The organism is Bradyrhizobium sp. BR 10261 (assembly GCF_019455395.1).
Classification (GTDB): domain Bacteria; phylum Pseudomonadota; class Alphaproteobacteria; order Rhizobiales; family Xanthobacteraceae; genus Bradyrhizobium; species Bradyrhizobium manausense.
The window spans coordinates 338,029-364,713 of record NZ_JACOFQ010000001.1; the positions used below are offsets into that span (position 1 = coordinate 338,029).

The window sequence follows — 26,685 nt, forward strand, 5'->3', positions numbered from 1 at the left end:
AGACATAGAAGTCGAGATCGCCGCGATGGCCTTTACTGATATTTTCATCAAGCGCCCGGTTCTGTCGGTCGTCGTCAGCCTGTTGATCCTGCTGATCGGCCTGCGCGCGGCGATGGTGCTGCCGATCCGGCAGTACCCGAAGCTGTCGAACACGGTCATCAACATCACGACCGTCTATCCCGGCGCGTCCGCGGATCTGATCCAGGGCTTCATCACGACGCCGATCGAGCAGGCGGTCGCCTCGGCCGAGGGCGTGGACTACATGACCTCGTCCTCGGTGCTCGGCACCTCGACGATCCAGGTCTACATCAAGCTGAATTTCGACCCGAACCAGGCGCTTACCGAGGTGCTGGCCAAGACGAACTCGGTCAAGTACCTGATTCCAAAGGAATCGAACGACCCGATCGTCACCAAGACCACAGGCCAGACCACGGCCGTGATGTATCTCGGCTTCTCCTCGGAGGAACTGTCGGGCTCGGCGATCTCGGACTATTTGACGCGCGTGGTGCAGCCGGTGCTGTCGACCGTCGACGGCGTCGCCTCGGCCGACATTCTTGGTGGCCAGACCTTTGCGATGCGGCTCTGGCTTGATCCCGTGAAGATGGCCGGCCGCAGTGTGTCGCCGGCGGATGTTGCGGCCGCAATCACGGCCAACAACTTCCAGTCCGCGGCGGGCCAGACCAAGGGCTATCTCATCGTTTCCAACATCTCGACGAACACCAGCCTGACGGACGTCAACCAGTTCAGGAAGATGATCGTGAAGGCCAAGGACGGTGGCTTCGTCCGGATGGAGGACATCGCCACGGTCGAGCTTGCAGCGCAGAGCACCGACGCGAGTGTTGCCTTCAACGGGGAGCATGCGATCTTCATCGGTGTGAACGCGACGCCGCAGGGCAATCCGCTGACGCTGGTCAAGGGTGTAAGGGCGCTGTTCCCGGAGCTCGAGCGCAACCTGCCGCCGTCGATGAAGATGAAGGTTGCCTATGACTCGACCAAGTTCATCCAATCCTCGATCGACGAGGTGGAGAAGACGCTTGGCGAAGCCGTGATCATCGTGATCGTGGTGATCTTCCTGTTCCTGGCCTCGCTGCGTTCGGTCATCATTCCTGTCGTCACCATCCCGTTGTCGATGATCGGCGTCTGTACCCTGATGCTGGCGCTGGGCTTCAGCTTCAATCTGCTGACCTTGCTCGCGATGGTGCTCGCGATCGGCCTCGTGGTCGACGACGCCATCGTGGTGGTGGAGAACATTCATCGACATCTCGAGGAAGGAAAGACGCCGGTGCAGGCGGCGCTCGAAGGCGCGCGCGAGATCGTCGGTCCTGTCGTATCGATGACCATCACGCTGGCCGCGGTCTATGCCCCGATCGGCTTCCTCGGCGGTCTCACCGGTTCGCTGTTCCGGGAATTCGCCTTCACGCTCGCAGGCTCGGTGATCGTATCGGGCGTGATTGCGCTGACCCTGTCGCCGATGATGTGCTCGGTGCTGCTGAAGAACACCGAAGAAGGCCGCTTCGCCAAGCTGGTCAACAAGGTGTTCGGCGCACTGACGCGCTGGTATGGCCGCAGGCTCGACCGGTCGCTCGATTACAAGGCGATCACCGGCCTGTTCGCAATCACGATCCTCGGGCTCGTCGGCTTCCTCTATATGCACACCTCGAAGGAGCTGGCACCCGAGGAAGACCAGGGCATCGTGTTCGCAGTGACCAAGGCGCCGAAATACGCCAATATCGACTATGTCGATTTCTACGGCGACAAGCTCGACAAGAAGTTTCAGAGCTTCCCGGAGACCGATCTGCGCTTCGTACTGAACGGCATCAATGGCCCGCAGGGCGGCATCGCCGGCATGCTGCTCAAGCCCTGGGAAGAGCGCAAGCGATCGTCGATCGCGCTGAAGCCGCTGGTGCAGGCCGAGCTCTCCAAGATCGAGGGCGTGCAGGCGTTCGCGTTCAACCTGCCGCCGCTGCCGGGTGGTCCGGGCGGTCTGCCGGTGCAGATGGTCATCAATTCCACCGCGAGCTACCAGACCGTCTTTGAGCAGATGGAGAGGCTGAAGGACGCTGCGCGCAAGAGCGGCATGTTCATCGTTTCCGACAGCGACCTCGCCTTTAACCAGCCGAGCGTTGTGGTCACGATCGACCGTAACAAGGCACAGGATCTCGGCGTCAACATGCAGAACCTCGGCAGCACGCTCGCGGTTCTGCTCGGCGGCAACTACATCAATCGCTTCAATCTCGAGGGCCGATCCTACCAGGTCATCCCGCAGGTGCCGCGCGCCAACAGGCTGTCGCCGGAATCGCTTGGCGGTTACTATGTGACGACCAGCACCGGCCAACAGCTCCCGCTGTCGACCGTGGTCTCGATCCAGACCAAGACTGACCCGAACTCGCTGACGCACTACAATCAGCTCAACTCGGCGACGTTCTCGGCCGTGCCGATGCCCGGCGTGACCGTCGGCGCCGCGGTTGACTTCCTCGAGAGCGAGGCCAAGAAGCTGCCGCAAGGCTTCAGCCACGACTATCTCGCGGATTCCAGACAGTATGTGCAGGAAGGCAATCAGCTCGCGATCACCTTCGGGTTCGCGCTGATCATTATCTTCCTGGTGCTGGCCGCTCAGTTCGAGAGCTTGCGTGATCCGCTGGTGATCATGATCTCGGTGCCGATGGCGATCGTCGGTGCATTGATCCCGCTGTTCTTCGGCGTGGCGACCATGAACATCTACACCCAGGTCGGTCTGCTCACCCTGGTCGGCCTGATCACCAAGCACGGCATCCTGATGGTGGAGTTCGCCAACGAGCTCCAGGTGAATGAACGGCTGGACCGCCGATCGGCCATCGAAATGTCGGCCCGCATCCGTCTGCGGCCGATCTTGATGACCACGGCTGCGATGGTGACCGGCCTGATCCCGCTGCTGACTGCGACCGGCGCCGGCGCAGCCAGCCGCTTCTCGATCGGCCTCGTGGTCGTCGCCGGCATGTCGATCGGCACGCTGTTCACGCTCTTTGTCCTACCCGCGGTTTACGTCGTGCTGGCGACCGACCATCGTGCGGCCGCCGATTCCGAGCGCACCAAGCAGGTCAACGAGCTCGACCTCAACGCCAAGGCGCTACGGCCGACCTGAGGTCGGCCGAACGAAGATTGCAAGGCGGCAATGGCCATCGCCATTGCCGCTTTTTTCTTGTCCCGTGCTAGACTTGAGCGGCGCGCTATTGCGCCAAGGGGCAAGGGAGACGTGATGAGGCGGCGCGAATTCCTGGCAGGGCTCGGCTGTGTCCCGCTGTTGGGGCCGTGCTCGGCCGCGGCTCAGAGCGACAGGACGTTCCGTCTGGGCACGCTGACGCCGATCGCGCCGATCACGGAGACCAGTCCTGGCGGCAAGATCCTGATCAAGGTGCTCGGCGAGCGCGGTTTCAAGCTTGGCCAGAACTTGGCCATTGAACCGCGCGGGGCGGCGGGCGACGTCGCGAAGCTCCCCGCGCTGATTGCAGAGCTGAAGGTTGCGAAAGTCGATGCCGTCGTGATCATTGGCTATCCGACAGCAATGGCGGCCAAAGCGGCCGACATTCCCACAGTGGCGGCCAGTGGCATCGGTGATCCCGTCGAGACCAGGCTGATCGAGAGCCTGGCGCATCCAGGCGGCAAAATCACCGGGATTTCGGACGTCGCAGCGACACTCAGCGCCAAGCGGCTGTCGCTGCTCAAGGACATGTCGCCGAAATTGACCAAGGTCGCAATGCTCTGGAACAAGGACGACCTCGGCATGACAATGCGCTACCAGGCGTCCGCGAAGGCTGCACAGGCGCTCGGGCTGTCCGTGCAGGCGTTAGGCGTCCGCGAACCCGACGATTTCGAAGAGGCTTTCTCCGTGATGAATGCCGATCCGCCGGACGGCATCCTGATGGTGGCCGATGCACTGACCATTCTCAACCGCAAGCGCGTGTACGAGTTTGCCGTCCACCGGAAACTGCCGGCGATCTACGAAAATGCCGATCTCGCTCGCGACGGAGGGCTGATGTCTTACGGAGCGGATGTGCTGGAATCCTTCGAGCGGGCGGCCGCCCTCGTCGCCCGCATTTTCAACGGGGCCAATCCCGGCGATCTGCCATTCGAGCAGCCGACGCGCTATCCCCTGGTGATCAATCTGAAGACGGCCAAGGCAACCGGCCTTGAAATTCCCCCGACCTTGCTTGCACTTGCCGACGAGGTCATCGAGTAACCTTGCCCCCCGCGGCGGGAGACAAGGTGCGGCCTTCTTGCTAGGCTCGGGGAAATGAGCATTTCCGTCCATCCCGACACCCCGCAGACCAGGACCCTGCCGAGCACGGCCGGGAGCGGTGCCGGGTCCGCCACGACGGGGCGAGGGATCAGGACCCGCCTGTTCACCAAATATGTCGCGCTGTTTGTGGCCGTGGTCGCGGTCGCCCTGCTGACCAATGGCCTGTTCGAGGTCTTGTTCTACTACAGGGAACACAAGGCCGCCCTGATCCGGGTCCAGCACGAGCAGGCCGAGGCGGCGGCCGCCAAGATCAGCCAGTTCATCAAGGAGATCGAGAGCCAGCTCGGCTGGACCACGCAGCTGCCCTGGTCTGCGGGTTCGATCGAGCCGCGCCGCTTCGATGCGCTGCGGCTGCTGCGTCAGGTGCCTGCGATCACCGAGCTCGCGCAGCTGGATTCGACCGGCAAAGAGCGGCTGCGCGTCTCGCGGCTGGCGATGGACGCGATCGAAAGCGGCATCGATCTGTCGAGCGATCCGAAATTCACCGAAGCCGTCGCGCACAAGGTCTATTACGGACCGGTGTATTTTCGCCGCGAGTCGGAGCCCTACATGACTCTGGCGCTGGCCGGCGCCAGGAAGGATGCCGGGGTCAGCATCGCGGAAGTCAATTTGAAGCTCATCTGGGACGTCGTCTCCCAGATCAAGGTCGGCCAGCGTGGGCACGCCTATGTGGTCGGCCCCGAAGGGCGGCTGATCGCGCATCCCGACATCAGCCTCGTGCTGCGCAATACTGACATGTCGGGCCTCGCACAGGTCCGCGCAGCGCAGGCCGGCGGCGGCGTTATGCCCGATGCGCTTCAGGAGGCGGTCAACATCCAGGGCCAGAAAGTTCTGACCGCCTCGGCCCCGATCGAGCCGCTGCACTGGACCATGTTCGTCGAGCTGCCGGTCGAGGAGGCCTATGCCTCGCTTTACGCCTCGCTGCAGCGGCTCGCGATCGTGCTGCTCGCTGCGTCGATCTTCGCGGTGCTGGCGGGGATTTTCCTGGCGCGCCGCATGGTCGGCCCGATCCAGGCACTGCGTAGCGGCGCCGAGCGGATGGGCGGCGGCGATTTCTCCCAGCGCATCTCGATCAAGACCGGCGACGAGCTGGAAGGGCTCGCGGACCAGTTCAACGACATGGGCTCGCGCTTGCAGGAATCCTACGCCGACCTCGAGAACAAGGTCGAGCGGCGGACCGCAGAACTGAAACAATCTCTCAACGATCTGCGCGCGGTTCAGGACCGTTTGATCCAGACCGAGAAGCTCGCTTCGCTCGGCCAGCTCACCGCGGGGATCGCGCACGAGATCAAGAACCCGCTCAATTTCGTCAACAACTTCTCCTCTGTATCGACCGAGCTGATCGACGAGCTCAACGAGGTCCTGCAAGCAGCGTCGCTTGATGCCAAGACCAGGGAAGAGGTCGACGAGCTCGCCCATATGCTCAAGGGCAATCTCGAGAAGGTCACTCAGCACGGCAAGCGTGCCGATTCCATCGTCAAGAATATGCTCCTGCATTCGCGCGAAGGGTCCGGCGAGCATCGTGCGGTCGACATCAACGCCGTCGTCGAGGAAAGCCTCAACCTGGCCTATCATGGCGCGCGCGCCGAAAAACCCGGTTTCAACATCACGCTCAAGCGCGACTTCGATCCGACCGCCGGCATGGCTGACATCTACCCGCAGGAGATCACGCGCGTCTTTCTCAACCTGATCTCCAATGGCTTCTATGCGGCGGCCAAGCGCAAGGAGAGCGCTGCCGACGGCTTCGAGCCGACTTTGAGCGCCACGACAAGAAGTCTTGGCGACAAGGTCGAGATCCGGATCCGCGACAACGGCACGGGTATTCCGCAGGACGTGAAGGAGAGGATGTTCAATCCCTTCTTCACCACCAAGCCGGCAGGCGAGGGGACCGGGCTTGGCCTGTCCATGAGCCACGACATCGTCGTGAAGCAGCACGGCGGCACGATCGACGTGAACACCACACCCGGTGCCTTCACCGAATTCATCGTCACCCTGCCGCGCGCAATGGCGGCAAGCGGCACTTCCGGAGGCAAGACGTGAACGTTTACATCCTGGTCGTCGATGACGAGCCCGATGTCGAGGCGCTGTTCCGGCAGCAATTCCGGCGCGACCTGCGTGCCGGCCGTTTCCAGATGGAGTTCGCACCCTCTGCGCCCGATGCGCTGAAGCGTGCCGCCGAGGTGCGCGATCCCTCGCTGATCCTGATCCTGTCCGACATCAACATGCCCGGCATGAGCGGGCTTGATATGCTGCCCAGGGTGCGCGCCGAGCATCCGGATGTTCCTGTGATCATGATCACGGCCTACGGCGATGCCGAGACGCATCGCAAGGCGATCGAGCGCGGTGCCAGCGGGCTCCTCACCAAGCCGATCGACTTCGCGCAGCTGCGCCAGCAGATCGACACGAGGCTCGAGCAGGCGGCATGACCCCGACCATCCTCTTCGTCGACGATGAGCCAGATCTCGAGGCGCTGATCCTGCAGAAATTCCGCAGGAAGATCCGTGACGGGCTTCTCGCCATCATGTTCGCACGCGACGGTATCGAGGCGCTGGAGTCGCTCGAGCAGAACCCGCATGTCGACATGGTGGTCTCGGACATCAACATGCCCAGGATGGACGGGCTGTCGCTCTTGCAGAAGCTGCAGGAAGCCGAGGACAAGAAGTCGACCATCATCGTCTCGGCCTACGGTGATATGCGCAATATCCGCACCGCCATGAACCGCGGCGCGTTCGACTTTCTCACCAAGCCGATCGACTTCGTCGACCTCGAAACCACGATCGAGAAGACACTGCGCCACATCGAGATGCTGCGCGAGGTGCGGCGCCGTCAGGCGGAAGCCGAAAGGGCCCACGCCGCGCTGTCGCGCCACTTCTCTCCCGAGCTCGCCAAACGCCTGGCGGCAGGCGGCGACAGCGAGGGTATCGAGGTGCAATGGCGCGATGTCGCCGTCATATTCACTGATATCACCGGGTTCACATCGCTGGTCGAGAGCGCGGCACCCGAGACACTGGGCGCGCTCCTCAACGAATATGTCGGTGGGACGACCGAAGTGATCTTCGCGCATGAGGGGACGGTTGCCAAGATCATCGGCGATGCGATCCACGTGCTGTTCAATGCGCCGGGCGATCAACCCGATTATGCGACGCGTGCGGTCGCCTGCGCGCATGAACTCGACCGTTGGGCGCAGGAGTTTTGCGTGCGTCAGAAGGCCAGAGGCGTGAATTTCGGCACCACCCGCATCGGTATTCACGCAGGGGCCGCACTGGTCGGCAATTTCGGCGGCAACCGTTTCTTCGACTACACCGCCTATGGGGACACGATCAATATCGCAGCGCGGCTGGAGGCCGCCAACAAGCAACTCGGCACTCGCATCTGCGTCAGCTCCAGTGTCGCCGCGGGCGCGTCGAACTTTCAGGGGCGCCCGGTCGGCGATTTGATGCTGCGCGGACGCAGCGAACCGCTGCGCGCGTTCGAGCCACTGCCGCAGGACAAGTTCGATGCGCCCGCGACGGCACAATATGCAGAGGCATTTGCCAGGATGGAGGCGGGCGACGCCGCGGCGATGCCGGCCTTCGCCGCGCTGGTCGGCATGCACGCCGACGATCCGCTCGCCGGCTTTCACTTGAGACGCCTGCTCAACGGCGCCAAAGGCATTCGCATCCAGCTGGATTAGGGTTCGACATGACGCGTGAATTCTCCGCCGGAAATTACCGGTTCATCCCCTCCGTGTTCCAGTATTCTGCTGGTGCTGCTGCCGACGACGGCTATGAGATCGAGCGCGTCAGGTTCGATCGCCTGGTGCCGCTGGCCGACGGGTTTGCGCTGGCTGCAAACTACATCCAGGCGCAAGGACGTCCGCTGACGGCTTTCTGCGCCTGCGAGTTGCGCTCGCCGGCGGCCTTCAGCGAGGAGGGCTTTCGCGCCTTCAACCTGCATTATGTGAAGACACTGTCGGAGTGGGGCATCTTCGACGGCAGCACTAATCCGGTGGCACGCAGCAATGTCTGTCCGGAAATCGATCCGCCCGCGGAGCCGTCATTCTATGCATTCTCGTTTACGCGTCCGACGATTTCGAAGGCGCCGTCCTTCGTGATCGCCGGTGGCGCCGAGGCGCGCGAAGGCAGCGGCACCTATGTCGAACGTACCGTGCGCTATCGCGACCTCAGTCGGGAAGGCCTGCGCGAGAAGGTGCGCTTCACGACGACCTCGCAGATGGAGAACCGGATGGCGGCATTCGGTTTCGGCTGGAAGGACACCACCGGCGTCCAGGCCTATTCCGTGCACGACTTCCATCATGCGCTGGTCGACGAGCTGGTACGGCGCGGCGCGCTGCGCTCGGGCCTCACCTGGCACTTTGCGCGGCCGCCGGTGGTCGACCTGGAATATGAGATGGATTGTCGCCGGGTGATGCGTGAGGTCGTGATCTGAGCTGTCGACGCTCGTTCTTCACCTCTCCCTGCGGGAGAGGTGAACGAAGCTGACTTTCCGCTATGTTACTGCCTCAGCGCTGCCGCGGATCCAGCGCATCGCGCAGGCCGTCGCCGAGCAGGTTCAGTGAGAGCACCACGAGGAAGATCGCAAGCCCCGGCCAGATCGCCATCCAGGGCGCCTGGGTCAGGAAGCGTTGCGCCGCATTCAGCATGCTGCCCCAGGACGGCGACGGCGGCTGCTGGCCGAGCCCAAGGAACGACAGGGCGGCTTCCGCGATGATCGCTGCGGCGATCGACAGCGTCGCCTGGACCAGCAGCGCGGGCAGGATGTTCGGCAGGATGTGCGAGAGCGCGATCCGCCAGGGCGGATTGCCGAGCGCGCGAGCTGCCTCGACATAGTCCTCGGCCTTGACGCTCAGCACCTGGCCACGGGTGAGGCGGATGAAGACCGGCGTCGCCGAGATGCCGATTGCGATCATGGCATTGCCGAGGCTCGGGCCGAGGAACGCGGCCAGCGCAATGGCCAGGATCAGGAATGGACAGGCGAGCATCGCATCGGTGATCCGGCTGATCAGCGCATCGACGAATCCGCCACGATAGCCGGAGACCAGGCCAAGAGGAACGCCGATGCCGAGCGCGATCGCAACCGAGATCAGGCCGGCCAGCAATGAGGCGCGGGCGCCATAGATGACGCGGCTCAGGATGTCGCGGCCGAGCTCGTCGGTGCCGAACCAGTGCGCAGCTGTCGGCGGCTTGCGCACCAGGCTCCAGTTCGTTGCGACGGGATCATAGGGCACGAGCAGAGGCGCCAGCAGCGCGAGCAGGATGAAAATGATGAGGACCACAAGGCCCGCAACCGCCGCCTTGCGCTTGAACAGGCGACGCCGCGCCCGGCGCGCCGGGCTGTCCAGCTCGCTGGTATCAGTGATGGGGGTGGTCGTGAGCACGGCGTCGGTCATGGCCTAGCCCCTCAGCCGCGGATTGACGAGGATATAGGCGAGGTCGGCGACCAGATTGAGCGTGATGTAGACCGTGGCGGTCACCAGCACCACGCCCTGCACGACGGCATAATCGCGGTTGAACACGGCGTCGACGATCAGCTTGCCGAAGCCGGGAATGGAGAAGATCTGCTCGGTGAGCACCGCGCCGGACAGGAGCGTGCCGAGCTCGAGCGCGCCGAGCGTGATGATGGGGGTGAGCGCATTGCGCATCGCATGCTTGAGAATCACCGAGCGCTCGGACAGGCCTTTCGCGCGCGCCGTGCGTACATAATCGCTCTCCAGCACCTGCAGCATGGCGCTACGGGTATGCCGCATCAGGATCGCGGCAATCGCGTTGCCGAGCACGAAGGCCGGCATGATGGTGGCGGCCAGGCTCGCGCGCCAGTTCTCGGTCAGCGGCACATAGCCGGAGGCCGGCAGCCAGCCGAGCTCGATCGAGAACAGGAAGATCAACATGATGCCGAGCCAGAAGTTCGGCGTCGAGATGCCCCACAGCGCAAAGAAATTGGCGCCGTAGTCCCAGGCCGTTCCCTTCTTCACGGCCGCGACGATGCCGGCGGGGATGCCGATCAGGAAGGCGATGATGATGGCCATGGCGCCGAGCTGCAGCGTCACCGGCAGCTTTTGCGCGATCAGCTCGCGCACCGGCATCTTGTTGCGAAGGGATTCGCCGAAGTCGCCGACAAGGACGCCCTTGATCCAGTAGACGTATTGCACGGGGACGGGTTGATCGAGCCGGTATTGGTGCCGGATTTGCTCGATCACGGCAGGATCGCGTTCTTCGCCCGCCATCACCAGGGCGGGATCGCCCGGCAGCAATTGCTGCAGCGAGAAGATCAGCACCGACACGAAGAACAGCGTCGGGACGATCTGCGCAAGCCGGCGGGCGAGGAAGTTCAGCATCCGTTTGGCGTCACTTCAGCTTGAGGCCGACGACGCGCACGAGGCCGTCGGGCATCTGCTTGTAACCCTCGAGCTTGGTGGTGTGCGCAATGATGATGCGGCGATGGTAGAGATAGAGGATGGGCTCTTCGTCCTGGACCAGCTTGGCCAGGATTTCGTAGTCGGCCTTGCGCTTGGCCGGATCGGTCACGAGCCGCGCGTCCTCCAGGGCCTTGTCGGCCTGCGCATTGTTCCAGTCGCTGTAATTCTGAGGCGCGTTGCTGTGCAGGAAGACGACGGTGTTGCCGTCGGGGTCGATGCGGCCGCTCCAGGCGAGCCAGAAGGCCTGAAAATCGCCGGCCTCGGCCTGCTTGAGCCCGGTTGCAAACTCGGTCACCCGGATCTTCATGTCGAAGCCGGCTTCTGCGGCCATTGACTGGATCATCTGCGCCGGTGTTTCGTTTTCCGCGCCCTTCGGCACCAGGAAATCGACGCTGACCGGCGGCTTCACGCCGGCTTCCTTCAGCAGGGCCTTGGCCTTCTCCACGTCGCGGGCACTGACCGGAAGGGATTTCTGATAGTAGGGATGATCAGGATTGACCCATTGATTGCCGACCTGGAACTCGCCGTTGAAGACGACCTGGTTGATCGCCTCGCGGTCGATGGCAAGGTCAAGCGCCTGCCGCACCTTGGCGGACTGGCTGAGCGGGCCCTTGGCCTTGTCCTTGCCGATGTTCAGCGTGATGCCCTGATAGCCGAGCTCGATGGCGGTCGCGACCTTCAGCCGTGAATCGCTACGCACCTCCTTGAGATCGGTGGCGAGTACGCGCTCGATCAGATCGAGGCCGCCCGATTTCAAATTCGCGAGCCGCACGGTGGCGTCGACGATGGGCTGGAACACGATCCGATCGATAAAGACGTTGTCCTTGTTCCAGTAGTCGGCGAACTTCTCGAACACGATGCGATCCTGCTGCACGCGCTCGACGAATTTGTAGGGACCGGCGCAAACCGGGTGCAGGCCGAACTTGTCGCCGGCTTCCTTTGCCGCCTTCGGCGACACCATCATGCCGGCACGATCGGTGAGCTGGGCGAGCAGCGGTGAGAACGGCGACTTCAGCACCAGCTTGATGGTGAGGGGATCGACGACATCGATGTGGTCGACCGAGGCGAGCTCCGGCTTGCGGAACGAGCCGGGGAGAGTCAGGTGACGCTCCAGCGAGAATTTGGCGGCGTCCGCATCGAGCGCCTCGCCGTCGTGGAATTTCACGCCGGGCCGAAGTTTGATGATGAGGCCCTTGCCATCATCGACGGTCTCGCTCGACAGCGCGAGCTGCGGCACGATGTTCAGCTTCTCGTCGATGTCGAACAGCTTGTCGCAGAAGGCGGCGAACACGATCCGGCCGACATAGGTCCGCGCCATGGTGGGATCGAGAATATCAGGGTCCTCGGCAAGCCCAATCCGCAGCGTGGTCTGGGCCTGCGCGGCTCCAAGCGTCAGCAGGGCGACGGCAGCCGTCGCGGCCAGGCGAAACATCTTCATCGGACAGTCCCCATTGCTCCGGCTACGTCGTTGGTGGCCTTGCACTCTGTATACCAACACCGGCCGGGTTCGCGCCTTCCGTCTTTCGGCTGAAGGCCGCGACTAATTTTGCCAGTGCCGGCGAAAATCCGGCCGCTGCGGGCAGTATCGCGTCGGCCGGGGGCAGCTCGCTGACGCGGTGGCAGGCTGTGGCGTGGCCCGCGCCGTCGGCCACCAGCGCTGGCGCTGAGGTGCGGCAGCGGTCGATCACGAACGGGCAGCGGGTGTGGAAGCGGCAACCCGCCGGCGGATTGAGCGCGCTCGGGATCTCGCCTTGCAGCACGACCTTCGCCCGCTTGGCGTGAGGCTGGGGCAGCGGGATCGCCGACAGCAGAGCGCGGCTATAGGGGTGACGGGGCTGGGCGAACAATTCGTCTGCGTCGGCCTCTTCGACGATGCAGCCGAGATTCATCACCGCGACGCGGTCGGCGATGTGTTTGACCACGGCGAGGTCATGCGAGACGAAGATGTAGGCGAGGCCAAGCCTGTCCTGAAGCTCGCGCAGCAGGTTCAAGATCTGCGAACGGATCGAGACGTCGAGCGCCGAGACCGGCTCGTCGCAGATGATCAGCTTCGGCTCGACCGCGAGCGCGCGTGCAATCGCGATGCGTTGGCGCTGGCCGCCGGAGAATTCGTGCGGATAGCGCCGGGCCAGTCGCGGCTCGAGCCCGACCAGCCGCAGCAGCTCCGCGACGCGCTGTGGCCGCTGCGCCGGTGGAACGAGATCGTGCAGCGCCAGCGGTTCGGTCAGGATCTGCGCAACCGTCATGCGCGGATTGAGCGAGGCGTAAGGGTCCTGAAAGATGATTTGCGCCTCGCGGCGGAATTTGCGCAGCGCATCGGCATCGAGCGAGAGCAGATCGCGGCCGTCGAACCGCACGCTGCCTGCATCCGGCTCGATCAGCCGCAGGACCAGACGGCTAACAGTGGATTTGCCGCAACCGGATTCACCGACCAGGGCGAGAGTCTTGCCGGCCTCGAGGGAGAACGTCACGCCATCGACCGCCTTGACATGCGCCCGCGCCCGGCCGAACAGCGAGCGCTCGGCGACGAAGTGCTTGACCAGTCCGTTGACCTCGAGCAGCGCCATCACGACACCAAAACTTCGAGCGGTGCGCGGATGCAGCGCGAGACGTGGTTCGGGCTGACGTTTATCAGCTGCGGCGGCGCCCTGGTGCAGGCCTCCAGCACGAACGGACAGCGCGCGGCGAAGCGGCAGCCGGCGGGCGGTTGCGCCATGTTCGGTACCATGCCTTCGATGGTCGCCAGCTGCTCGGCGCGATGGTCGAGGCGCGGGATCGAGCCAAGCAGGCCCACGGTGTAGGGATGCTGCGGCGCTGAAAACAATTCGTCGACCGGCGCGCGCTCGACGATCTCGCCGGCATACATCACCGCGACCTCGTCGCAGACTTCTGCGACGACGCCGAGATCGTGGGTGATCAGGATGATGGCGGCGCCGCTCGCCGCCTTCAACTCGCGCATCAGCTCCAGGATTTGCGCCTGCAAGGTGACGTCCAGCGCAGTGGTCGGCTCGTCCGCGATCAGGAGCTGCGGATCGCAGGCCAGCGCCATCGCGATCATCACGCGCTGGCGCATGCCGCCGGAGAGCTTGTGCGGATATTCGTCAATGCGTCGCTCGGGCGAGGGGATGTGCACGCGGCGCAGCAGCTCGATGGCCCGCTCACGTGCGCTTTTCCGCGTGCCGCCGCGATGGCGCAGGATCGTCTCGATGATCTGGTCGCCGATCGTAAAGCTCGGGTTGAGCGACGTCATCGGCTCCTGAAAGATCATCGCGAGCCGGTTGCCGCGGAGATCCCGCAGGGTCTGGTCCGGGGTCTTCAGCAGGTCAAAACCGTCGAAGCGGATCGCGCCAGTAATCTCAGTCGTCTGCTTCGGCAGCAGGCCCATGATTGCCAGCGACGTCACACTCTTGCCGCAGCCGGATTCGCCGACAAGACCGAGCGTCGCGCCATTGGCGACGCTGAGATCGACGCTGTCGACGGCGTGGGTGATACGGCCGTCGTCGCCGTGAAAGCGGATACGAAGGTCCCTGATCTCGATGAGAGGGCTCATGGTTGTCTCGCCCGCGCCGCGGCGATGCTGGCCTCGATGACGCTGCGATCGGTGTTGCCGGCTGGGTTCTTCCGGGTCGGCATGGACGGGCGGAAATGGACCCAGAGCTCGTGACTGACCCGTTCGAGCCGTTCGAGCTCCCCGAGTGGATCGGGATGGTCGTCGGCGCGGATGTCCAGCGCCGGCCATTCCTCCTCGCCATGGATCAGCAGCGCAGCCGATTGCTTGCCGCGCTTGTCGCCGCCGGCGGCTTCGCCTCCGCGCATTGCTGCGAGCAGGCGGCGCGGGAAGGGCAGGCTGTCATTGGCGATATAGGTCTTCGCCGTCTCGGCGAGCACGTCGGCGCCGGCGAGCATGTTGCCGGCGATCGAGAACCCGCTGCCGGCGATGTGGCCGCACCAATCGACGCAGTCGCGTCCGGTATGCGCGGCGATCGCACCGCTTGCATCCATGAGATGGATTTGCCGGCTCTCGCGGCCCTCGTCTGTCGCGAGCAGCGTGGCGAGCACGTCATCGGCGTTGAGGCCTTCGCGCAGCAGCTTGACGCCGTCGATGCCGTAATAAGGATTGACGAAGGCCTGGGTCGCGATGGCGCCGAGGCCGGCCGCAATGTAGGGCACGCGGGCGCCGACGGCGAAGAAGCGGGTTGCGACCGCAATGCCGAACTGGCCGGTGGCAGGGTCTCGCGCGATGATCGACCAGGTCATGTGCTGCCTTCAGCGTCCCGCGGCGTAGCCCTGCATGCCGCGCGGATTGGCGGCGGCGCGGCGGCGCACCCCGACGCGCGAGGCCGCGGTGAGGCGGCCTTCCGACCAGTCGGGGCCGACCTCGACGATATGTCCGCGCTCGCGCAAATTCTCTATCGTCGCTTTCGGCACGCGGTTCTCGACCACGAGCACGCCGGGACGCGCGGTACGCGGCCAGAACGAGATCGGGAAATGTTCGGAGTGCCAGGCCGGCGCGTCGATCGACTCCTGGAGATTGAGATTGCAATGGACGTGGCGCAGGAAGAACTGCGTGATCCATTGGTCCTGCTGATCGCCGCCGGGCGAACCCCAGGCCAGATACGGCTCGCCGTCGCGCAGTGCCATGGTCGGCGACAGCGTGGTGCGCGGCCGCTTGCCGGGCGCGAGCGAGCCGGGATGGTTTTCCTCAAGCCAGAACATCTGGGCGCGGCTGCCGAGGCAGAAGCCAAGCTCGGGGATAACAGGCGAGGATTGCAGCCAGCCACCCGACGGCGTCGAGGACACCATGTTGCCGGCCTTGTCGATGATGTCGAAATGCACGGTATCGCCGCGCACCTCGCCGAAGCGTCCCACGGTCGGTTCGCCAGCGCCGAGCGCGCCAACCGCCTCGCGCTGCCCTTCGGCACGGCGCAGCTTGACCACGCCGCCGAAGCCTTCGACGGTGCCGGGCCGGAAGTCGAGCGAGGCCCTGTCGGTGACGAGCTTGCGGCGCTCGTCATTGTACGCATCCGACAGCAGCGTCGCGATCGGGATGTTCGAGAACTTCGGATCGCCGTAGAATTTTTCGCGGTCGGCGAAGGCGAGTTTTGCGCATTCGATCTGGAGATGGATGAATTCCGGTCCGGTCGGATCGAGCCCGTCGAGCGCAAAGCCCTTCAACAGCGCGAGCTGCTGCAGCGTCACCGGGCCCTGGCTCCAGACCCCGGCCTTGCAGACGGTGTAACGGCCGTAATCGTAAGTCAGCGGCGCTTCGACGGTCGGCTGCCAGCGCGCCATGTCGTCGGCGGAGAGCACCCCGCGATGCGGGGAGCCGCTGACGTCCATCACCTCCCGCGTCCGGCAGAACTTGTCGATGGCTTCCGCAACGAAGCCTTGCGACCAGGCCTTGCGCGCACGCTCGATCTCGGCGTCACGACGACCGCCGCCGCTCTCGGCCTCGCTGAGGATGCGGGCGTAGGTCCCGGCCAGCGTCTTGTTGGTGAAGATCGTGCCGGGCTTCGGCACCTCGCCGTTCGGCAAATAGACCGCGGCCGACGTTGGCCAGTGCGTGCGGAACAATTGCTCGACCGTCTGGATCGTCGCGCAGGCGCGCTCGACCAGCGGGTAGCCGTCGCGGGCGTAAGAAATCGCGGGCTCCAGCACGTCGCGCACGCGCATGGTGCCGTAGTCGCGCAGCAGCATCATCCAGGATTCGAAGGTGCCGGGAACACAGGCCGCGAGCAGGCCGGTGCCGGGCACCATGTCGAGGCCTTCGCTCTTGTAATGCGCGATGGTGGCGCGCGCCGGCGCCGGGCCCTGGCCGCAGATCACCTCGGTGCGGCCGCGCTTCACGTCGTGGACGATGACAGGCACATCGCCGCCGGGGCCATTCAGATGCGGCTCGACGACTTGCAGCGTGAAGGCGGTGGCGACGCCGGCATCGAACGCGTTGCCGCCTTTTTCCAGGATGGCCATGCCGACGGCGGTCGCGATCCAGTGGGTCGAGGCGACGACCCCAAACGTGCCCTCGATCTCGGGACGCGTCGTGAAGGGATCCGGATTGACGATGCTGGCCATGGGCTACCTCATTGACGGCGCGCGCAATTGATCACATCAGGCACTGGGATGCCAAATGCACAGGCCGCATGGCACGCGCGCGTTAGGCCGGGACCGGCGCGGTGTTGACGGCATGGCAGGCGACGCCGTCGATCAGCTTTGGAACTTCCTTGCGGCAGAGGTCGAACGCCAGCGGACAGCGCGGATTGAAGGCGCAGCCAGCAGGCGGATTGATCGGGTTCGGAATCTCGCCCTTCACCGGAATGCGCTGGCGGCCACTCATGGCGAGATCAGGCACGGCGCCGAGCAGCATCTTGGTGTAGGGCATGCGCGGGTTGGAGAACAGCTCGCGTCCCTCCGCGATCTCGACGATGCGGCCGAGATACATCACGCCGACGCGGGTCGCCATGTGTCGGACCACAGCGAGGTTGTGGCTGATGAACATGTAGGTCAGGCCGAACTTGTCCTGGAGGTCGCGCATCAGGTTCAGGATCTGTGCCTGCACGGAGACATCGAGCGCCGAAGTCGGCTCGTCACAGACGATGAACTCGGCGTCGGAGGCGAGCGCCCGCGCGATCGCGATACGCTGGCGCTGGCCGCCGGAGAACTCGTGCGGAAATTTCAGCCGGTCATCAGGATGCAGGCCGACGAGGCTAAGCAACTCGCCGACGCGGGCCTGGATGTCGCGTTCGCCCTGGATCAGGTCGAAGGCGCGGATCGGCTCGGAGATGATGGCATCGACCCGGAAGCGCGGGTTCAGGCTCGCATAGGGATCCTGGAAGATCATCTGGATGCGGCGGCGCAGCTTTCGCCGTGCGGGAGCCTGCCTCGGATCGGTCATCGAGACGCCGTCGATCAGGACGTCGCCGGAGCTCGGCGGCAAAAGGCCGACGACCATCCGGGCCACCGTGGTCTTGCCCGAGCCGGACTCGCCGACGAGGGCAAAGGTCTCGCCCTTCTTGATGTCGAAGGTGACGCCATCGACGGCTTTGAGAAATTCGAGATGCCCACCTTCGAGCACGCGGTTGAGCCAGGGCTTTGAAACGTCGAAGACGCGGCGCAGATTTGTGCCCTGGACGAAAGGCGTGCTCATGCCGCGGTCTCCGCCGGCACGGTGTCATAGAGATGGCAGGCGACCGATTGCGCGCCGTGCGGCAGCGGCTCGGGCCGGTCGACGCGGCAGCGGTCGAATGCGAAGGCGCAGCGCGGGTTGAACGAACAGCCGCGCGGGATGGCTGAGAGCCGCGGCATCGAGCCCGGGATCTGCACCAGGCGCTTGTCGTCGCCGGCAAGCGTCGGGATCGCGCCCATCAGGCCCTTGGCATAGGGATGCAGCGGGTTCTTGACGACATCCTGCACCGGACCGATCTCGGCGACACGGCCGGCATACATCACCGCGACGCGGTCCGAGGTCTCGGCGATCACGCCCATGTCGTGGGTCACCAGCATCACGGCGGTGCCGTGGTCGCGGCCGAGCCGCTTGATCAGCGAGATGATCTGCGCCTGCACGGAGACGTCGAGCGCGGTGGTCGGCTCGTCCGCGATGATCAGCTCCGGCTCGGCACAGATCGCGAGCGCAATCACCACGCGCTGGCGCATGCCGCCGGAGAATTCGTGGGGATAGCCGTCGATGCGCTTTTCGGGCGCAGGAATGCCGACCTCGGCGAGCAGATCGATGGCGCGGCGGCGCGCGGCCTGTTCGGACAAATTGAGATGGGTCCGGATCGTCTCCACAATCTGGTCGCCGACCTTGTACAGCGGATTGAGCGAGGTCAGCGGGTCCTGGAAGATCATGCCGATGCGCTTGCCGCGGACGCGGCGCATTTCCTCCGGCGGCAGATCGTCGATGCGCAGGCCGGCGAGACGAATCTCGCCGCCGGCAATGCGGCCAGGCGGGTCGATCAGGCCGATCACCGAAAGCCCGGTCACCGATTTGCCGGCGCCGGATTCGCCGACCACGCCGAGTACTTCGCCCTTGGCGATGTCGAACGAGACGCCGTCGATGGCGCGCAGCGTGCCGCGGCGCGAGGCGAACTCGACCTTGAGATTGCGGACGGAGAGGACGGGTTCGGTCATGAAGGCTGTAGACTCATCGGAGTTTGGGGTTGAGCGCGTCGCGCAGCCAGTCGCCGAGCAGATTGATCGACAGGATCAACGCCGCAAGTGCAATTCCGGGGAAGGCCACGATCCACCATTCGCCTGCGAACAGATAGCCGTTGCCGATGCGGATCAGCGTGCCGAGCGACGGCATGGTCTCGGGCATGCCCGAGCCGAGGAACGACAGCGTCGCCTCGGTGATGATGGCGAGCGCGAGGTTGATGGTGGCGATCACGAGGATCGGCCCGGTGGTGTTCGGCAGCACGTGGCGCAGCATGATCACGGGGGCGGGCAGGCCGATCAATTGCGCGGCCGCGACATAATCCTTGTTCTTCTCGACCAGGACCGAGCCACGCACCGTGCGGGCATATTGCACCCAAAAGCTCAACCCGATCGCAAAGACCAGGACCGCCAGCATGCTCATCTCGTCGAGCTTGTTGCCGAAGACCGATTTGGCGATGCCGTTGATCAGAAGCGCGATCAGGATGGCCGGGAAGGAGAGCTGCACGTCGGCGATGCGCATGATCAATCCGTCGACCGCGCCGCCGAAATAGCCGGCCGTCAAGCCGAGCAGGATGCCGATCGCGCCCGACAAGACCACGCCGAGCACCCCGACCAGCAGCGAGATGCGCAGGCCGTAAAGGATCGCGGACAGCACATCACGGCCCTGCTCGTCGGTGCCGAGCAGGAACGGGCTCTGACCGTCGGCGGTCCAGAGCGGCGAGATGCGCGAATTCATCAGCTGGAGCTGCGCCGGGTCGAACGGATTTTGCACCGACAGCGCTGAAGCGAAGATCGCGACCAGGAAGAACAGCAGCGTCACACCCGCCGCGATCATGGTGATCTTGGAACGGCGGAACGAGTAGAACACGTCGCTGTCGAGCGCGCGCCTGAACCGGCCAGGCGGCGCCGCAGGGCGCTTCTCAGTTGTATGCGGAACGACAGCTTCGCTCATCTCAGTGTGCCCGGCCGACCGTCGAGCGCAGCCGCGGATCGACGATGGTATAGAGGATATCAACCACGAGATTGATGGTGACGAAGATCAGGGACACCATCATCAAATAGGCCGCCATGATCGGGATATCGACGTTCTGAACGGCTTGCACGAACAGGAGCCCCATGCCCGGCCACTGGAACACGGTCTCGGTGATGATCGCGAAAGCAATGACCGAGCCAAATTGCAGGCCGGCCACCGTGATCACGGGAACCAGCGTGTTGCGCAGGGCGTGCCCGAAATGGATCGCACGTGTGGTCAGGCCACGGGCGCGGGCGAAACGGATGTAATCGGTCCGCATCACTTCCAGCATTTCGGCGCGGACGAGCCGCATGATCAGCGTCATCTGAAACAGCCCAAGCGTGATCGCGGGCATGATCAGCGCCTTCAATCCCGATAAGGTCAGCAGGCCCGTGGTCCACCAGCCGATATGCACGACGTCCCCCCGCCCGAACGAGGGCAGCCAGCCGAGCGTCACCGAGAACAGGTAGATCATGAGGACGCCAATCAGGAAGGTCGGCAGTGAGATGCCGATCAGCGAGACGGCCTGGAATATATGCGTGAGCCAGCTGTCGCGGCGAAGAGCCGAATAAACGCCCATCAGGATGCCGCTGAGCATCGCGAAGATCGTGGCAACGATGGCCAGCTCGAGCGTCGCCGGCATCCGCTCCATCAACAGATTGGTGACAGGCAGGCGGAACTGGTAGGACACCCCGAACTTGAATTGTGCGGCGTTGCCGATATAGCGGCCGAACTGCACGAGCACGGGATCGTCGAGGCCGAGTGATTTGCGGATCGCGGCGCGTTCGGCGCCGGAGGTATCCATCCCGACCATCTGGTTCACGGGATCGCCGGCGAAGCGGAACATCGAGAACGCGATGATTCCAACGGCGATCATGACGCCGATGGCCTGGATTGCCCGGCGTAGTGTGAAAGCGAGCATCTGTTCCTTTCACATCTCTTCAGCAGCACGCATCATTGCGTTAGCCCGAAACAACAAGTCCCGGAAGCCAGATCTTGAAAGCGATGGCTTCCGGGACTTCCACAAGATGTCGACACCTACTCGTCCTGCTTGGTCGCCCAATAGAGCATGACCATGTTGTCCGCACGCTGGGTCAGCTTTACCTTCTTCGACACGCCCCAGGCGAGCGCCTGCTGGTGCAGCGGGATATAGGCCCAATCCTTCATTGAGAGCTCGAAGGCCTGTTTGATCAGGAGATCGCGCTTGGTCGTGTCGGATTCCAGGAGAACCTTGTCGGCGAGTTCGTCGAACTGCTTGTTGCAATAGCCGGCGAGATTGGCTTCGCCGCGATTGGGATCCTTGGGATCGTCCCGGCACCCCATGATGTCGTGCAGTACGTTCTGGGAGTCGAGCGTATCCGGGGTCCAGCCCAGCATGTATAGCGAGGTCTTGTAGCCGCCGGGCTTGAGCACCTTGGCGAAATACTGCGCCTTGGGCTGCGCCAGCAGATCTACCTTGATGTTGATGCGGGCGAGCATGCCGACGATCGCCTGGCAGATCGCGGCGTCATTGACGTAGCGATCGTTCGGGCAGTCCATCGTGACTTCGAAACCTTCCGCATAGCCGGCGTCGGCGAGGAGCTTCTTGGCAGCGTCGGGATCGAATTTCGGCCGGGTGAAGTCCTTTGAGAACGGGAAGATCTCCGGTGCGACCATCAATGCGGACGGCGTGGAGAGGCCGCGCATGACGCGATTCTTGATCAGGTCGACGTCGATTGCCCGGTAGACCGCTTCGCGGACCCGGACGTCCTTGAACGGGTTCTTGCCCTTGACGTTGGAGTACAGCAGCTCATCGCGCGCCTGGTCCATGCCGACGAAGATGGTCCGGAGCTCGGGACCGGTCAGCACCGTGGCATTGGGGCTTGCCTTGACGCGGTCGATGTCCTGGACCGGAACCGGCTCGATCACGTCGACCTCGCCCGATAGCAGCGCCGCGACACGCGTGGCCGGGTTCGCGATCGGCGTGAAGACGATCTCCTTGAGATTATGCTCCGGCTGGCGCCACCAGTTCGGGTTGGGCTTGAAGACGGTCTTCACGCCCGGCTGATGGCTCTCGATGATGAAAGGGCCGGTGCCGTTTTCATGGAGCGAGGCATAGCTCGGGGTCGTCGCGGCGGCCGGCGTCGGTGCCACTGCATCGTTCGCCTCTGCCCATTTCTTGTCCATGATGTACCAGGTCGCCCACAGCGCCGTCAGGATGGGATTGGGCGAGGTCAGGATGAAATCGACGGTGTAATCGTCGACCTTGACGACCTTGGCGTCGGCGGGAATGCGGCTCTGAAAATTCGAGCCTTTCGCCCGGACGCGCTCGGCGGAGAACACCACATCGTCAGCGGTGAAGGGGTCGCCATTGTGGAATTTCACGCCCTTGCGCAGGTGAAAGCGCCAGCGCGTCGGCTCCGGGATCTCCCAGCTTTCGGCGAGCGCCGGGATGATCTTCAGGTCCTTGCCGCGGGCGACCAGGCCCTCATAGACATGACCGAGATGCGCGCTGGTGGTCGATTCGTTCAGCGTGTAGGGATCGAGCGACTTGAGCTCACCCTGGTTGGCGTAGCGCAGCGTCTGGCTCGACGCCGGCGACACCGCCAACGCAAGCGTACCGGCGAGCGTCGCCGCAAACAGACTTCGTCCGACTGACATTCTTGACCCTCTTCACTCGCCCCGACCGTCATTTTTGATTGTTCGGCGGGGCTGATCGATCCATGTTGCCCAGAGTTCTCGACCCGTGCAAGCGCCATTCCAGCAAGGAACGCGCCAAGTTGCACCGCTTTGCAGCAATGCTGACCAGTCTTTTAAGGGAGCCAGGCGCGCGAGCGACATTGAACTTTCGGCCGGGTCGGACCTCGAAAATGAGGTGGAAATGGCCCGCCGGGGCCCGTTCGCGCCGACAATTTGATTGACCATATCCGCCGATCGCGGAAGGCCGGTTGTCCCGTCCCCGGCTCAGGTCGCTTGCGTCGCACACCATGTCGCGGCGATACTGTCTGGCGCCGCTCGAATCTCATCCGGAGGGCACATGAAAGTTAATATCGAAATCGACTGTACCCCCCTCGAGGCCCGCCAGTTCTTCGGATTGCCGGATGTCTCGCCGATGCAGATTGCCGTCATGGATAAGCTGCAGCAGCAGGTCCTGAGCAATATCGATAAGGTCTCGCCGGAATCGCTGATCCAGAGTTGGTTCACCTTCGATCCCAAGCTGGCGGAACGGTTTCAGGACATGTTCGTGACCATGGCTGGTCTCGGCGCCCCGCGCAGCGGCGACAAGAAGAAGTAATGCCCGACGCGCGCGAGGCGGGGCCAGGCTCGGGCCGGCTTCGTCCGCCGGCCCTCGGCCTGCTGCTCGCGGAGGCGCGCGGCCTGTTCGAGTTCAACGCCAGCTTGCTGCTGTCACCGCTGCTGATGCGCGCGCCCACGGGCGACGGCCATCCGGTGCTGGCGCTGCCGGGCTTTCTCGCCAGCGATCTGTCGATGGCGCCGATGCGGCGCTATCTGCGCGAGCTCGGCTATGAGGCCCACGCCTGGCGGATGGGCCGCAATCTCGGCGGGCTGGCGCGGATGCGGGAAACCTTGCGCGCCCGTCTCACCGAGATACACGCCGCAAGTGGACGCAAGGTCAGCCTGGTCGGATGGAGCCTCGGCGGTGTCTATGCCAGGGATCTCGCGCTTCAGGCACCCGAGTTGGTCCGCTATGTCATCACCCTCGGCAGCCCCTTTGCCAATGATGTGCGGGCGACCAATGCGACCGCGCTGTATGAGGCGTTGTCCGGCGAGCGGGTCGAAAACTTTGCCGAACTGCGCGAGGCGATCGCCGGTGATCTCAAGGTGCCGGCGACGTCGATTTATTCGCGCGCAGACGGCGTCGTGAATTGGCGGACTTGCCTGTTGCACCCCTCGGACCGGGCCGAGAATATCGAAGTGTATTTCGCCAGCCATATTGGGCTCGGCGTGAACCCGGCGGCATTGTGGGCCGTGGCGGATCGCCTGGCGCAACCGGAGGGGGAGTTCTGGCCATTTGACCGGGGAGGGCCGTTTGCCATTGCATATGCCCCGCCGGAGCGGGCAGTATCGGCCTGACGAGAAGCGCCGTCAAAGGCGCCCGTCGAATGTTCGGGAGGGAACTATGGCTGACGGTAAGAAACTGTCGTCGCTGGACGCATCGTTTCTCTATCTGGAAACGCCTGAGATGCCGATGCATGTCGGAAGCATGGCGATCTTTCGCCTGCCTGACGACTACAAGGGCGACTTCTTCGAAGAGTTCAAGGCGATGATCGTCTCGCGGCTGCACATCGCGCCGATCCTCAAAGCGCGCCTGGAGAAGGCGCCGCTCGACATCGATCATCCGACCTGGGTCGAGGACGACCAGTTCGACATCGACCGTCACATCTTCCGCGCCAGCCTGCCGGCGCCGCGCGATCGCGCCACGCTCGAGCGCATCGTCGGCTGGATGCATGCCAAGCTCTTGAATCGTGCCCGCCCGCTCTGGGAGTTCTACGTGTTCGAGGGCATGAAGGACAATGAGGTCGGGCTCTATTCCAAGATGCACCATGCCGCCATCGACGGCGGCGCCGGTGCGGCGCTGACCAACATGATCTACGATATCTCCCCGATCCCGCGAAAGGTCGAGCCGCCGACGGGCGGATCGAAGCCCGGGCAGGAGCCGCGCGACATCGCTGCGAACCTGCTCGATTCCTATCAGCAGCTCTTTAGCCAGCCGCTCGAGGCGTCGACGGCTGCGAAGAATCTGCAACTGCCGCGCACCGGTAAGAGCGATATTGGCTCGATCCTGTTCGACAACGCGATGTACCAGATCGAAAGCGCGGTGCGCTTCGCCGGCAACATCCCGACCGTGCTCAAGAGCGTGTCCGACGTACTCGGCAAGATCGCCGATCCCAAGTCGCGCGAGAGTCTTGCCAGCATGGTGTCGCCGCCGACCATGCTCAACAAGACGATCTCGTCGGAGCGGAGCTTTGCCGGCGTATCGATCTCGCTGTCGCGCGCGAAGGCGCTGGCCAAGCAGGCCGGCGGCAAGCTCAACGACGTCGTGCTCGCGCTGGCCTCCGGAGTCGTCCGCCGCTACCTCCTGCAATACGGTACGCTGCCGGCGAAATCCCTGACTGCGGCCGTCCCGATCTCGCTGCGCGAGGAGGGCAACACCGAGGCCAACAACCAGGTGTTCGGCATGATCTGCTCGATCGCGACCAACATCGCCGATCCCAAGGCACGGCTCGAGGCCATCATCGCGCAGTCGACCAAGTCCAAGGAGATGTCGCATCCCTTGCGCGCGCTGATGCCGCAGGTCTCCAACATCTCGATGCTGGGCGCGCCGATCATGGTGCAGATCCTGGCGCTGCTCTACAGCCGCTCAAATCTGTCGGACGTGTTGCCGCCGGCCGCCAACATCACTGTGTCCAACGTGCCGGGGCCCCGTCAAACGCTCTACGCCGCCGGCGCCGAGCTGCTGCACATCTTTCCGGTCTCGATCTCGACGCACGGGCAGGCGCTCAACATCACCGTGCAGAGCTATCGCGACCAGCTCGACTTCGGCTTCATCGTCGGCGCCAACATCATTCCGCATGTGCAGGTGATGTGCGACATGCTGCCGGAGGAGTTCGCCGCGCTCGAAGCGGCCTATGGGCCGCCGGCGTCCGACATCAAGGGCGCCGCGGAATAAGGAATGAGCGATGATTGAAATGCCGCCGCTCCAGTTCGCGCAGACGAACGGAATCCGCATGGGCTATCACGATGCGGGCCCAGTGACCGACAAGCCGCCGGTTGTGCTGTGCCATGGCTGGCCGGAGCTCGCCTTCTCCTGGCGCCACCAGATCAAGGCGCTGAGCGAGGCTGGTATCCGCGTGATCGCGCCCGATCAGCGCGGTTATGGCGCGACCGACCGGCCCGAGCCGGTCGAAGCCTACGATATGGAGCATTTGACCGGCGATCTCGTCGGATTGCTCGATCATCTCAACATCGAGAAGGCCATCTTCGTCGGCCATGATTGGGGCGGTTTCGTCGTCTGGCAGATGCCGCTGCGGCACCCGTCACGCGTCGCCGGGGTCGTCGGTGTCAACACGCCGCATTGGGATCGCGCGCCGATGGATCCGATCGCGCTGTTCCGTCAGCGCTTTGGCGACCAGATGTATATCGTCCAGTTCCAGGATCCCGCGCGCGAGCCGGACAGGATCTTTGGCAGCCGCGTCGAGCAGACGTTTGATGCGTTCATGCGCAAGCCGGCTGCGCGCCCTCCCGGTGCGCCCGAGGAACAGCCGATTGCCGGCATTGGTGCTTCGCCCCGCATCAACCTGGCGTTCCCGCAGATGATCGCGAACTACGACGCCAGACATGATCCGCGCACGCCGATCCTGTCGGCGGACGAGAAGAAGGTATTCGTCGACACGTTCACAAGAACCGGCTTCACCGGCGGCATCAACTGGTATCGCAATTTCACCCGCAATTGGGAACGCTCGAAAGGGCTCGATCACCACATCACCGTGCCGTCGCTGATGATCATGGCCGAGAACGACGCGGTGCTGCCGCCGTCGGCGGCCGACGGTATGGAGAGACTGGTGACTGACCTCGAGAAGTACCTGGTGAAGGACAGCGGCCATTGGACGCAGCAGGAGAAGCCGGAAGAGGTCAGCAGCAAGCTGATCGAATGGCGTAGAAGGCGGTTTGGCTAGCTCGTCATTGCGAGCGAAGCGAAGCAATCCAGGAATGCATCCGCCGAGACGGTCTGGATTGCTTCGTCGCTTCAGCGCAAAATTGCTGCGCAATTTTGTCGCGAGCTCCTCGCAATGACGACGTTGGCGATCGCGGCAGGGGGAAACGTTTTTT

Annotated in this window: 22 protein-coding genes; 10 read left to right on the top strand and 12 right to left on the bottom strand. The window is 64.0% G+C overall.

Annotated elements, in window-relative coordinates; all coding sequences use genetic code 11:
- Positions 1 to 25: 25 nt before the first annotated feature.
- The 6 genes from HYH07_RS01590 to HYH07_RS01615 all read left to right on the top strand — a co-directional run bounded on the left by HYH07_RS01590 (position 26) and on the right by HYH07_RS01615 (position 8,704).
- Positions 26 to 3,121, top strand: coding sequence for a MexW/MexI family multidrug efflux RND transporter permease subunit (locus tag HYH07_RS01590; protein ID WP_220000793.1), 3,096 nt, complete (start codon positions 26 to 28; stop codon positions 3,119 to 3,121).
- A 114-nt stretch (positions 3,122 to 3,235) separates the two neighbouring features.
- Positions 3,236 to 4,216 carry an ABC transporter substrate-binding protein gene (locus HYH07_RS01595; RefSeq protein ID WP_220000794.1) on the top strand — a complete coding sequence of 327 codons (981 nt, stop codon included), beginning with the start codon at positions 3,236 to 3,238 and terminating at the stop codon, positions 4,214 to 4,216.
- Positions 4,217 to 4,270: 54 nt separating this feature from the next.
- Positions 4,271 to 6,316 carry a sensor histidine kinase gene (locus HYH07_RS01600; RefSeq protein WP_220000795.1) on the top strand — a complete coding sequence of 682 codons (2,046 nt, stop codon included), beginning with the start codon at positions 4,271 to 4,273 and terminating at the stop codon, positions 6,314 to 6,316.
- Entirely contained in the window at positions 6,313 to 6,702 is a 390-nt protein-coding gene (locus tag HYH07_RS01605; protein WP_220000796.1) for a response regulator, read from the top strand. The genes HYH07_RS01600 and HYH07_RS01605 overlap by 4 nt, the downstream gene beginning before the upstream one ends.
- Entirely contained in the window at positions 6,699 to 7,949 is a 1,251-nt protein-coding gene (locus HYH07_RS01610) for an adenylate/guanylate cyclase domain-containing protein (RefSeq protein ID WP_220000797.1), read from the top strand. The genes HYH07_RS01605 and HYH07_RS01610 overlap by 4 nt, the downstream gene beginning before the upstream one ends.
- 8 nt (positions 7,950 to 7,957) lie before the next feature.
- Complete coding sequence (locus tag HYH07_RS01615; RefSeq protein ID WP_220000798.1) at positions 7,958 to 8,704, top strand: hypothetical protein; 747 nt, start codon at positions 7,958 to 7,960, stop codon at positions 8,702 to 8,704.
- Positions 8,705 to 8,777: 73 nt separating this feature from the next.
- On the opposite strand, the gene HYH07_RS01620 is transcribed toward HYH07_RS01615, so the two are convergent.
- The 12 genes from HYH07_RS01620 to HYH07_RS01675 all read right to left on the bottom strand — a co-directional run bounded on the left by HYH07_RS01620 (position 8,778) and on the right by HYH07_RS01675 (position 22,494).
- Complete coding sequence (locus tag HYH07_RS01620) at positions 8,778 to 9,665, bottom strand: ABC transporter permease (protein WP_220000799.1); 888 nt, start codon at positions 9,663 to 9,665, stop codon at positions 8,778 to 8,780.
- Positions 9,666 to 9,668: 3 nt separating this feature from the next.
- The gene (locus tag HYH07_RS01625) at positions 9,669 to 10,610 is read right to left on the bottom strand and encodes an ABC transporter permease (protein ID WP_220000800.1); all 942 of its coding nucleotides are present in this window, start codon (positions 10,608 to 10,610) and stop codon (positions 9,669 to 9,671) included.
- A gap of 10 nt (positions 10,611 to 10,620) precedes the next feature.
- The gene (locus HYH07_RS01630) at positions 10,621 to 12,129 is read right to left on the bottom strand and encodes an ABC transporter substrate-binding protein (protein WP_220000801.1); all 1,509 of its coding nucleotides are present in this window, start codon (positions 12,127 to 12,129) and stop codon (positions 10,621 to 10,623) included.
- Positions 12,130 to 12,151: 22 nt separating this feature from the next.
- Positions 12,152 to 13,258 (bottom strand): ABC transporter ATP-binding protein, encoded by a 1,107-nt coding sequence (locus HYH07_RS01635; protein WP_220000802.1) that lies wholly within the window; start codon positions 13,256 to 13,258, stop codon positions 12,152 to 12,154.
- A complete protein-coding gene (locus tag HYH07_RS01640; protein WP_220000803.1) occupies positions 13,258 to 14,241 on the bottom strand; it encodes an ABC transporter ATP-binding protein in 984 nt (327 codons plus the stop codon). Before HYH07_RS01640 ends, HYH07_RS01635 begins: the two co-directional genes overlap by 1 nt.
- On the bottom strand, positions 14,238 to 14,948 hold the full coding sequence (locus tag HYH07_RS01645; protein WP_220000804.1) for a DUF1028 domain-containing protein: 711 nt from the start codon (positions 14,946 to 14,948) through the stop codon (positions 14,238 to 14,240). Before HYH07_RS01645 ends, HYH07_RS01640 begins: the two co-directional genes overlap by 4 nt.
- A gap of 9 nt (positions 14,949 to 14,957) precedes the next feature.
- Positions 14,958 to 16,763 (bottom strand): gamma-glutamyltransferase family protein, encoded by a 1,806-nt coding sequence (locus tag HYH07_RS01650; protein WP_220000805.1) that lies wholly within the window; start codon positions 16,761 to 16,763, stop codon positions 14,958 to 14,960.
- Between the two features lie 82 nt (positions 16,764 to 16,845).
- On the bottom strand, positions 16,846 to 17,835 hold the full coding sequence (locus HYH07_RS01655; RefSeq protein WP_220000806.1) for an ABC transporter ATP-binding protein: 990 nt from the start codon (positions 17,833 to 17,835) through the stop codon (positions 16,846 to 16,848).
- Entirely contained in the window at positions 17,832 to 18,818 is a 987-nt protein-coding gene (locus HYH07_RS01660; protein ID WP_057753234.1) for an ABC transporter ATP-binding protein, read from the bottom strand. The genes HYH07_RS01655 and HYH07_RS01660 overlap by 4 nt, the downstream gene beginning before the upstream one ends.
- Positions 18,819 to 18,831: 13 nt before the next feature.
- Positions 18,832 to 19,794, bottom strand: coding sequence for an ABC transporter permease (locus tag HYH07_RS01665; protein ID WP_220000807.1), 963 nt, complete (start codon positions 19,792 to 19,794; stop codon positions 18,832 to 18,834).
- A gap of 1 nt (position 19,795) precedes the next feature.
- Complete coding sequence (locus HYH07_RS01670) at positions 19,796 to 20,776, bottom strand: ABC transporter permease (RefSeq protein WP_220000808.1); 981 nt, start codon at positions 20,774 to 20,776, stop codon at positions 19,796 to 19,798.
- Positions 20,777 to 20,892: 116 nt separating this feature from the next.
- Entirely contained in the window at positions 20,893 to 22,494 is a 1,602-nt protein-coding gene (locus HYH07_RS01675; protein ID WP_220000809.1) for an ABC transporter substrate-binding protein, read from the bottom strand.
- Between the two features lie 376 nt (positions 22,495 to 22,870).
- On the opposite strand from HYH07_RS01675, the gene HYH07_RS01680 reads away from it, so the two are divergent.
- From HYH07_RS01680 to HYH07_RS01695, 4 genes are read left to right on the top strand one after another with little or no spacing between them, the layout of a single operon-like run.
- Positions 22,871 to 23,128 (top strand): DUF6489 family protein, encoded by a 258-nt coding sequence (locus HYH07_RS01680; protein ID WP_057753225.1) that lies wholly within the window; start codon positions 22,871 to 22,873, stop codon positions 23,126 to 23,128.
- Entirely contained in the window at positions 23,128 to 23,928 is an 801-nt protein-coding gene (locus tag HYH07_RS01685) for a triacylglycerol lipase (protein WP_220000810.1), read from the top strand. Before HYH07_RS01680 ends, HYH07_RS01685 begins: the two co-directional genes overlap by 1 nt.
- A 46-nt stretch (positions 23,929 to 23,974) precedes the next feature.
- A complete protein-coding gene (locus tag HYH07_RS01690) occupies positions 23,975 to 25,525 on the top strand; it encodes a wax ester/triacylglycerol synthase family O-acyltransferase (protein ID WP_220000811.1) in 1,551 nt (516 codons plus the stop codon).
- Between the two features lie 10 nt (positions 25,526 to 25,535).
- Positions 25,536 to 26,531, top strand: a complete 996-nt coding sequence (locus tag HYH07_RS01695) for an alpha/beta fold hydrolase (RefSeq protein WP_220000812.1) — start codon at positions 25,536 to 25,538, stop codon at positions 26,529 to 26,531.
- Positions 26,532 to 26,685 lie beyond the last annotated feature (154 nt).

Excerpts from the sequence above, each read along its gene's own strand:
- HYH07_RS01650 (WP_220000805.1), bottom strand. The coding sequence starts at position 16,763 with ATGGCCAGCATCGTCAATCCGGATCCCTTCACGACGCGTCCCGAGATC.
- HYH07_RS01645 (WP_220000804.1), bottom strand. The coding sequence starts at position 14,948 with ATGACCTGGTCGATCATCGCGCGAGACCCTGCCACCGGCCAGTTCGGC.
- HYH07_RS01595 (WP_220000794.1), top strand. The coding sequence starts at position 3,236 with ATGAGGCGGCGCGAATTCCTGGCAGGGCTCGGCTGTGTCCCGCTGTTG.
- HYH07_RS01675 (WP_220000809.1), bottom strand. The coding sequence starts at position 22,494 with ATGTCAGTCGGACGAAGTCTGTTTGCGGCGACGCTCGCCGGTACGCTT.
- HYH07_RS01655 (WP_220000806.1), bottom strand. The coding sequence starts at position 17,835 with ATGAGCACGCCTTTCGTCCAGGGCACAAATCTGCGCCGCGTCTTCGAC.
- HYH07_RS01600 (WP_220000795.1), top strand. The coding sequence starts at position 4,271 with ATGAGCATTTCCGTCCATCCCGACACCCCGCAGACCAGGACCCTGCCG.
- HYH07_RS01690 (WP_220000811.1), top strand. The coding sequence starts at position 23,975 with ATGGCTGACGGTAAGAAACTGTCGTCGCTGGACGCATCGTTTCTCTAT.
- HYH07_RS01640 (WP_220000803.1), bottom strand. The coding sequence starts at position 14,241 with ATGAGCCCTCTCATCGAGATCAGGGACCTTCGTATCCGCTTTCACGGC.
- HYH07_RS01615 (WP_220000798.1), top strand. The coding sequence starts at position 7,958 with ATGACGCGTGAATTCTCCGCCGGAAATTACCGGTTCATCCCCTCCGTG.
- HYH07_RS01665 (WP_220000807.1), bottom strand. The coding sequence starts at position 19,794 with ATGAGCGAAGCTGTCGTTCCGCATACAACTGAGAAGCGCCCTGCGGCG.
- HYH07_RS01635 (WP_220000802.1), bottom strand. The coding sequence starts at position 13,258 with ATGGCGCTGCTCGAGGTCAACGGACTGGTCAAGCACTTCGTCGCCGAG.
- HYH07_RS01630 (WP_220000801.1), bottom strand. The coding sequence starts at position 12,129 with ATGAAGATGTTTCGCCTGGCCGCGACGGCTGCCGTCGCCCTGCTGACG.
- HYH07_RS01620 (WP_220000799.1), bottom strand. The coding sequence starts at position 9,665 with ATGACCGACGCCGTGCTCACGACCACCCCCATCACTGATACCAGCGAG.
- HYH07_RS01625 (WP_220000800.1), bottom strand. The coding sequence starts at position 10,610 with ATGCTGAACTTCCTCGCCCGCCGGCTTGCGCAGATCGTCCCGACGCTG.
- HYH07_RS01660 (WP_057753234.1), bottom strand. The coding sequence starts at position 18,818 with ATGACCGAACCCGTCCTCTCCGTCCGCAATCTCAAGGTCGAGTTCGCC.
- HYH07_RS01695 (WP_220000812.1), top strand. The coding sequence starts at position 25,536 with ATGATTGAAATGCCGCCGCTCCAGTTCGCGCAGACGAACGGAATCCGC.
- HYH07_RS01670 (WP_220000808.1), bottom strand. The coding sequence starts at position 20,776 with ATGCTCGCTTTCACACTACGCCGGGCAATCCAGGCCATCGGCGTCATG.
- HYH07_RS01680 (WP_057753225.1), top strand. The coding sequence starts at position 22,871 with ATGAAAGTTAATATCGAAATCGACTGTACCCCCCTCGAGGCCCGCCAG.
- HYH07_RS01610 (WP_220000797.1), top strand. The coding sequence starts at position 6,699 with ATGACCCCGACCATCCTCTTCGTCGACGATGAGCCAGATCTCGAGGCG.
- HYH07_RS01590 (WP_220000793.1), top strand. The coding sequence starts at position 26 with ATGGCCTTTACTGATATTTTCATCAAGCGCCCGGTTCTGTCGGTCGTC.
- HYH07_RS01685 (WP_220000810.1), top strand. The coding sequence starts at position 23,128 with ATGCCCGACGCGCGCGAGGCGGGGCCAGGCTCGGGCCGGCTTCGTCCG.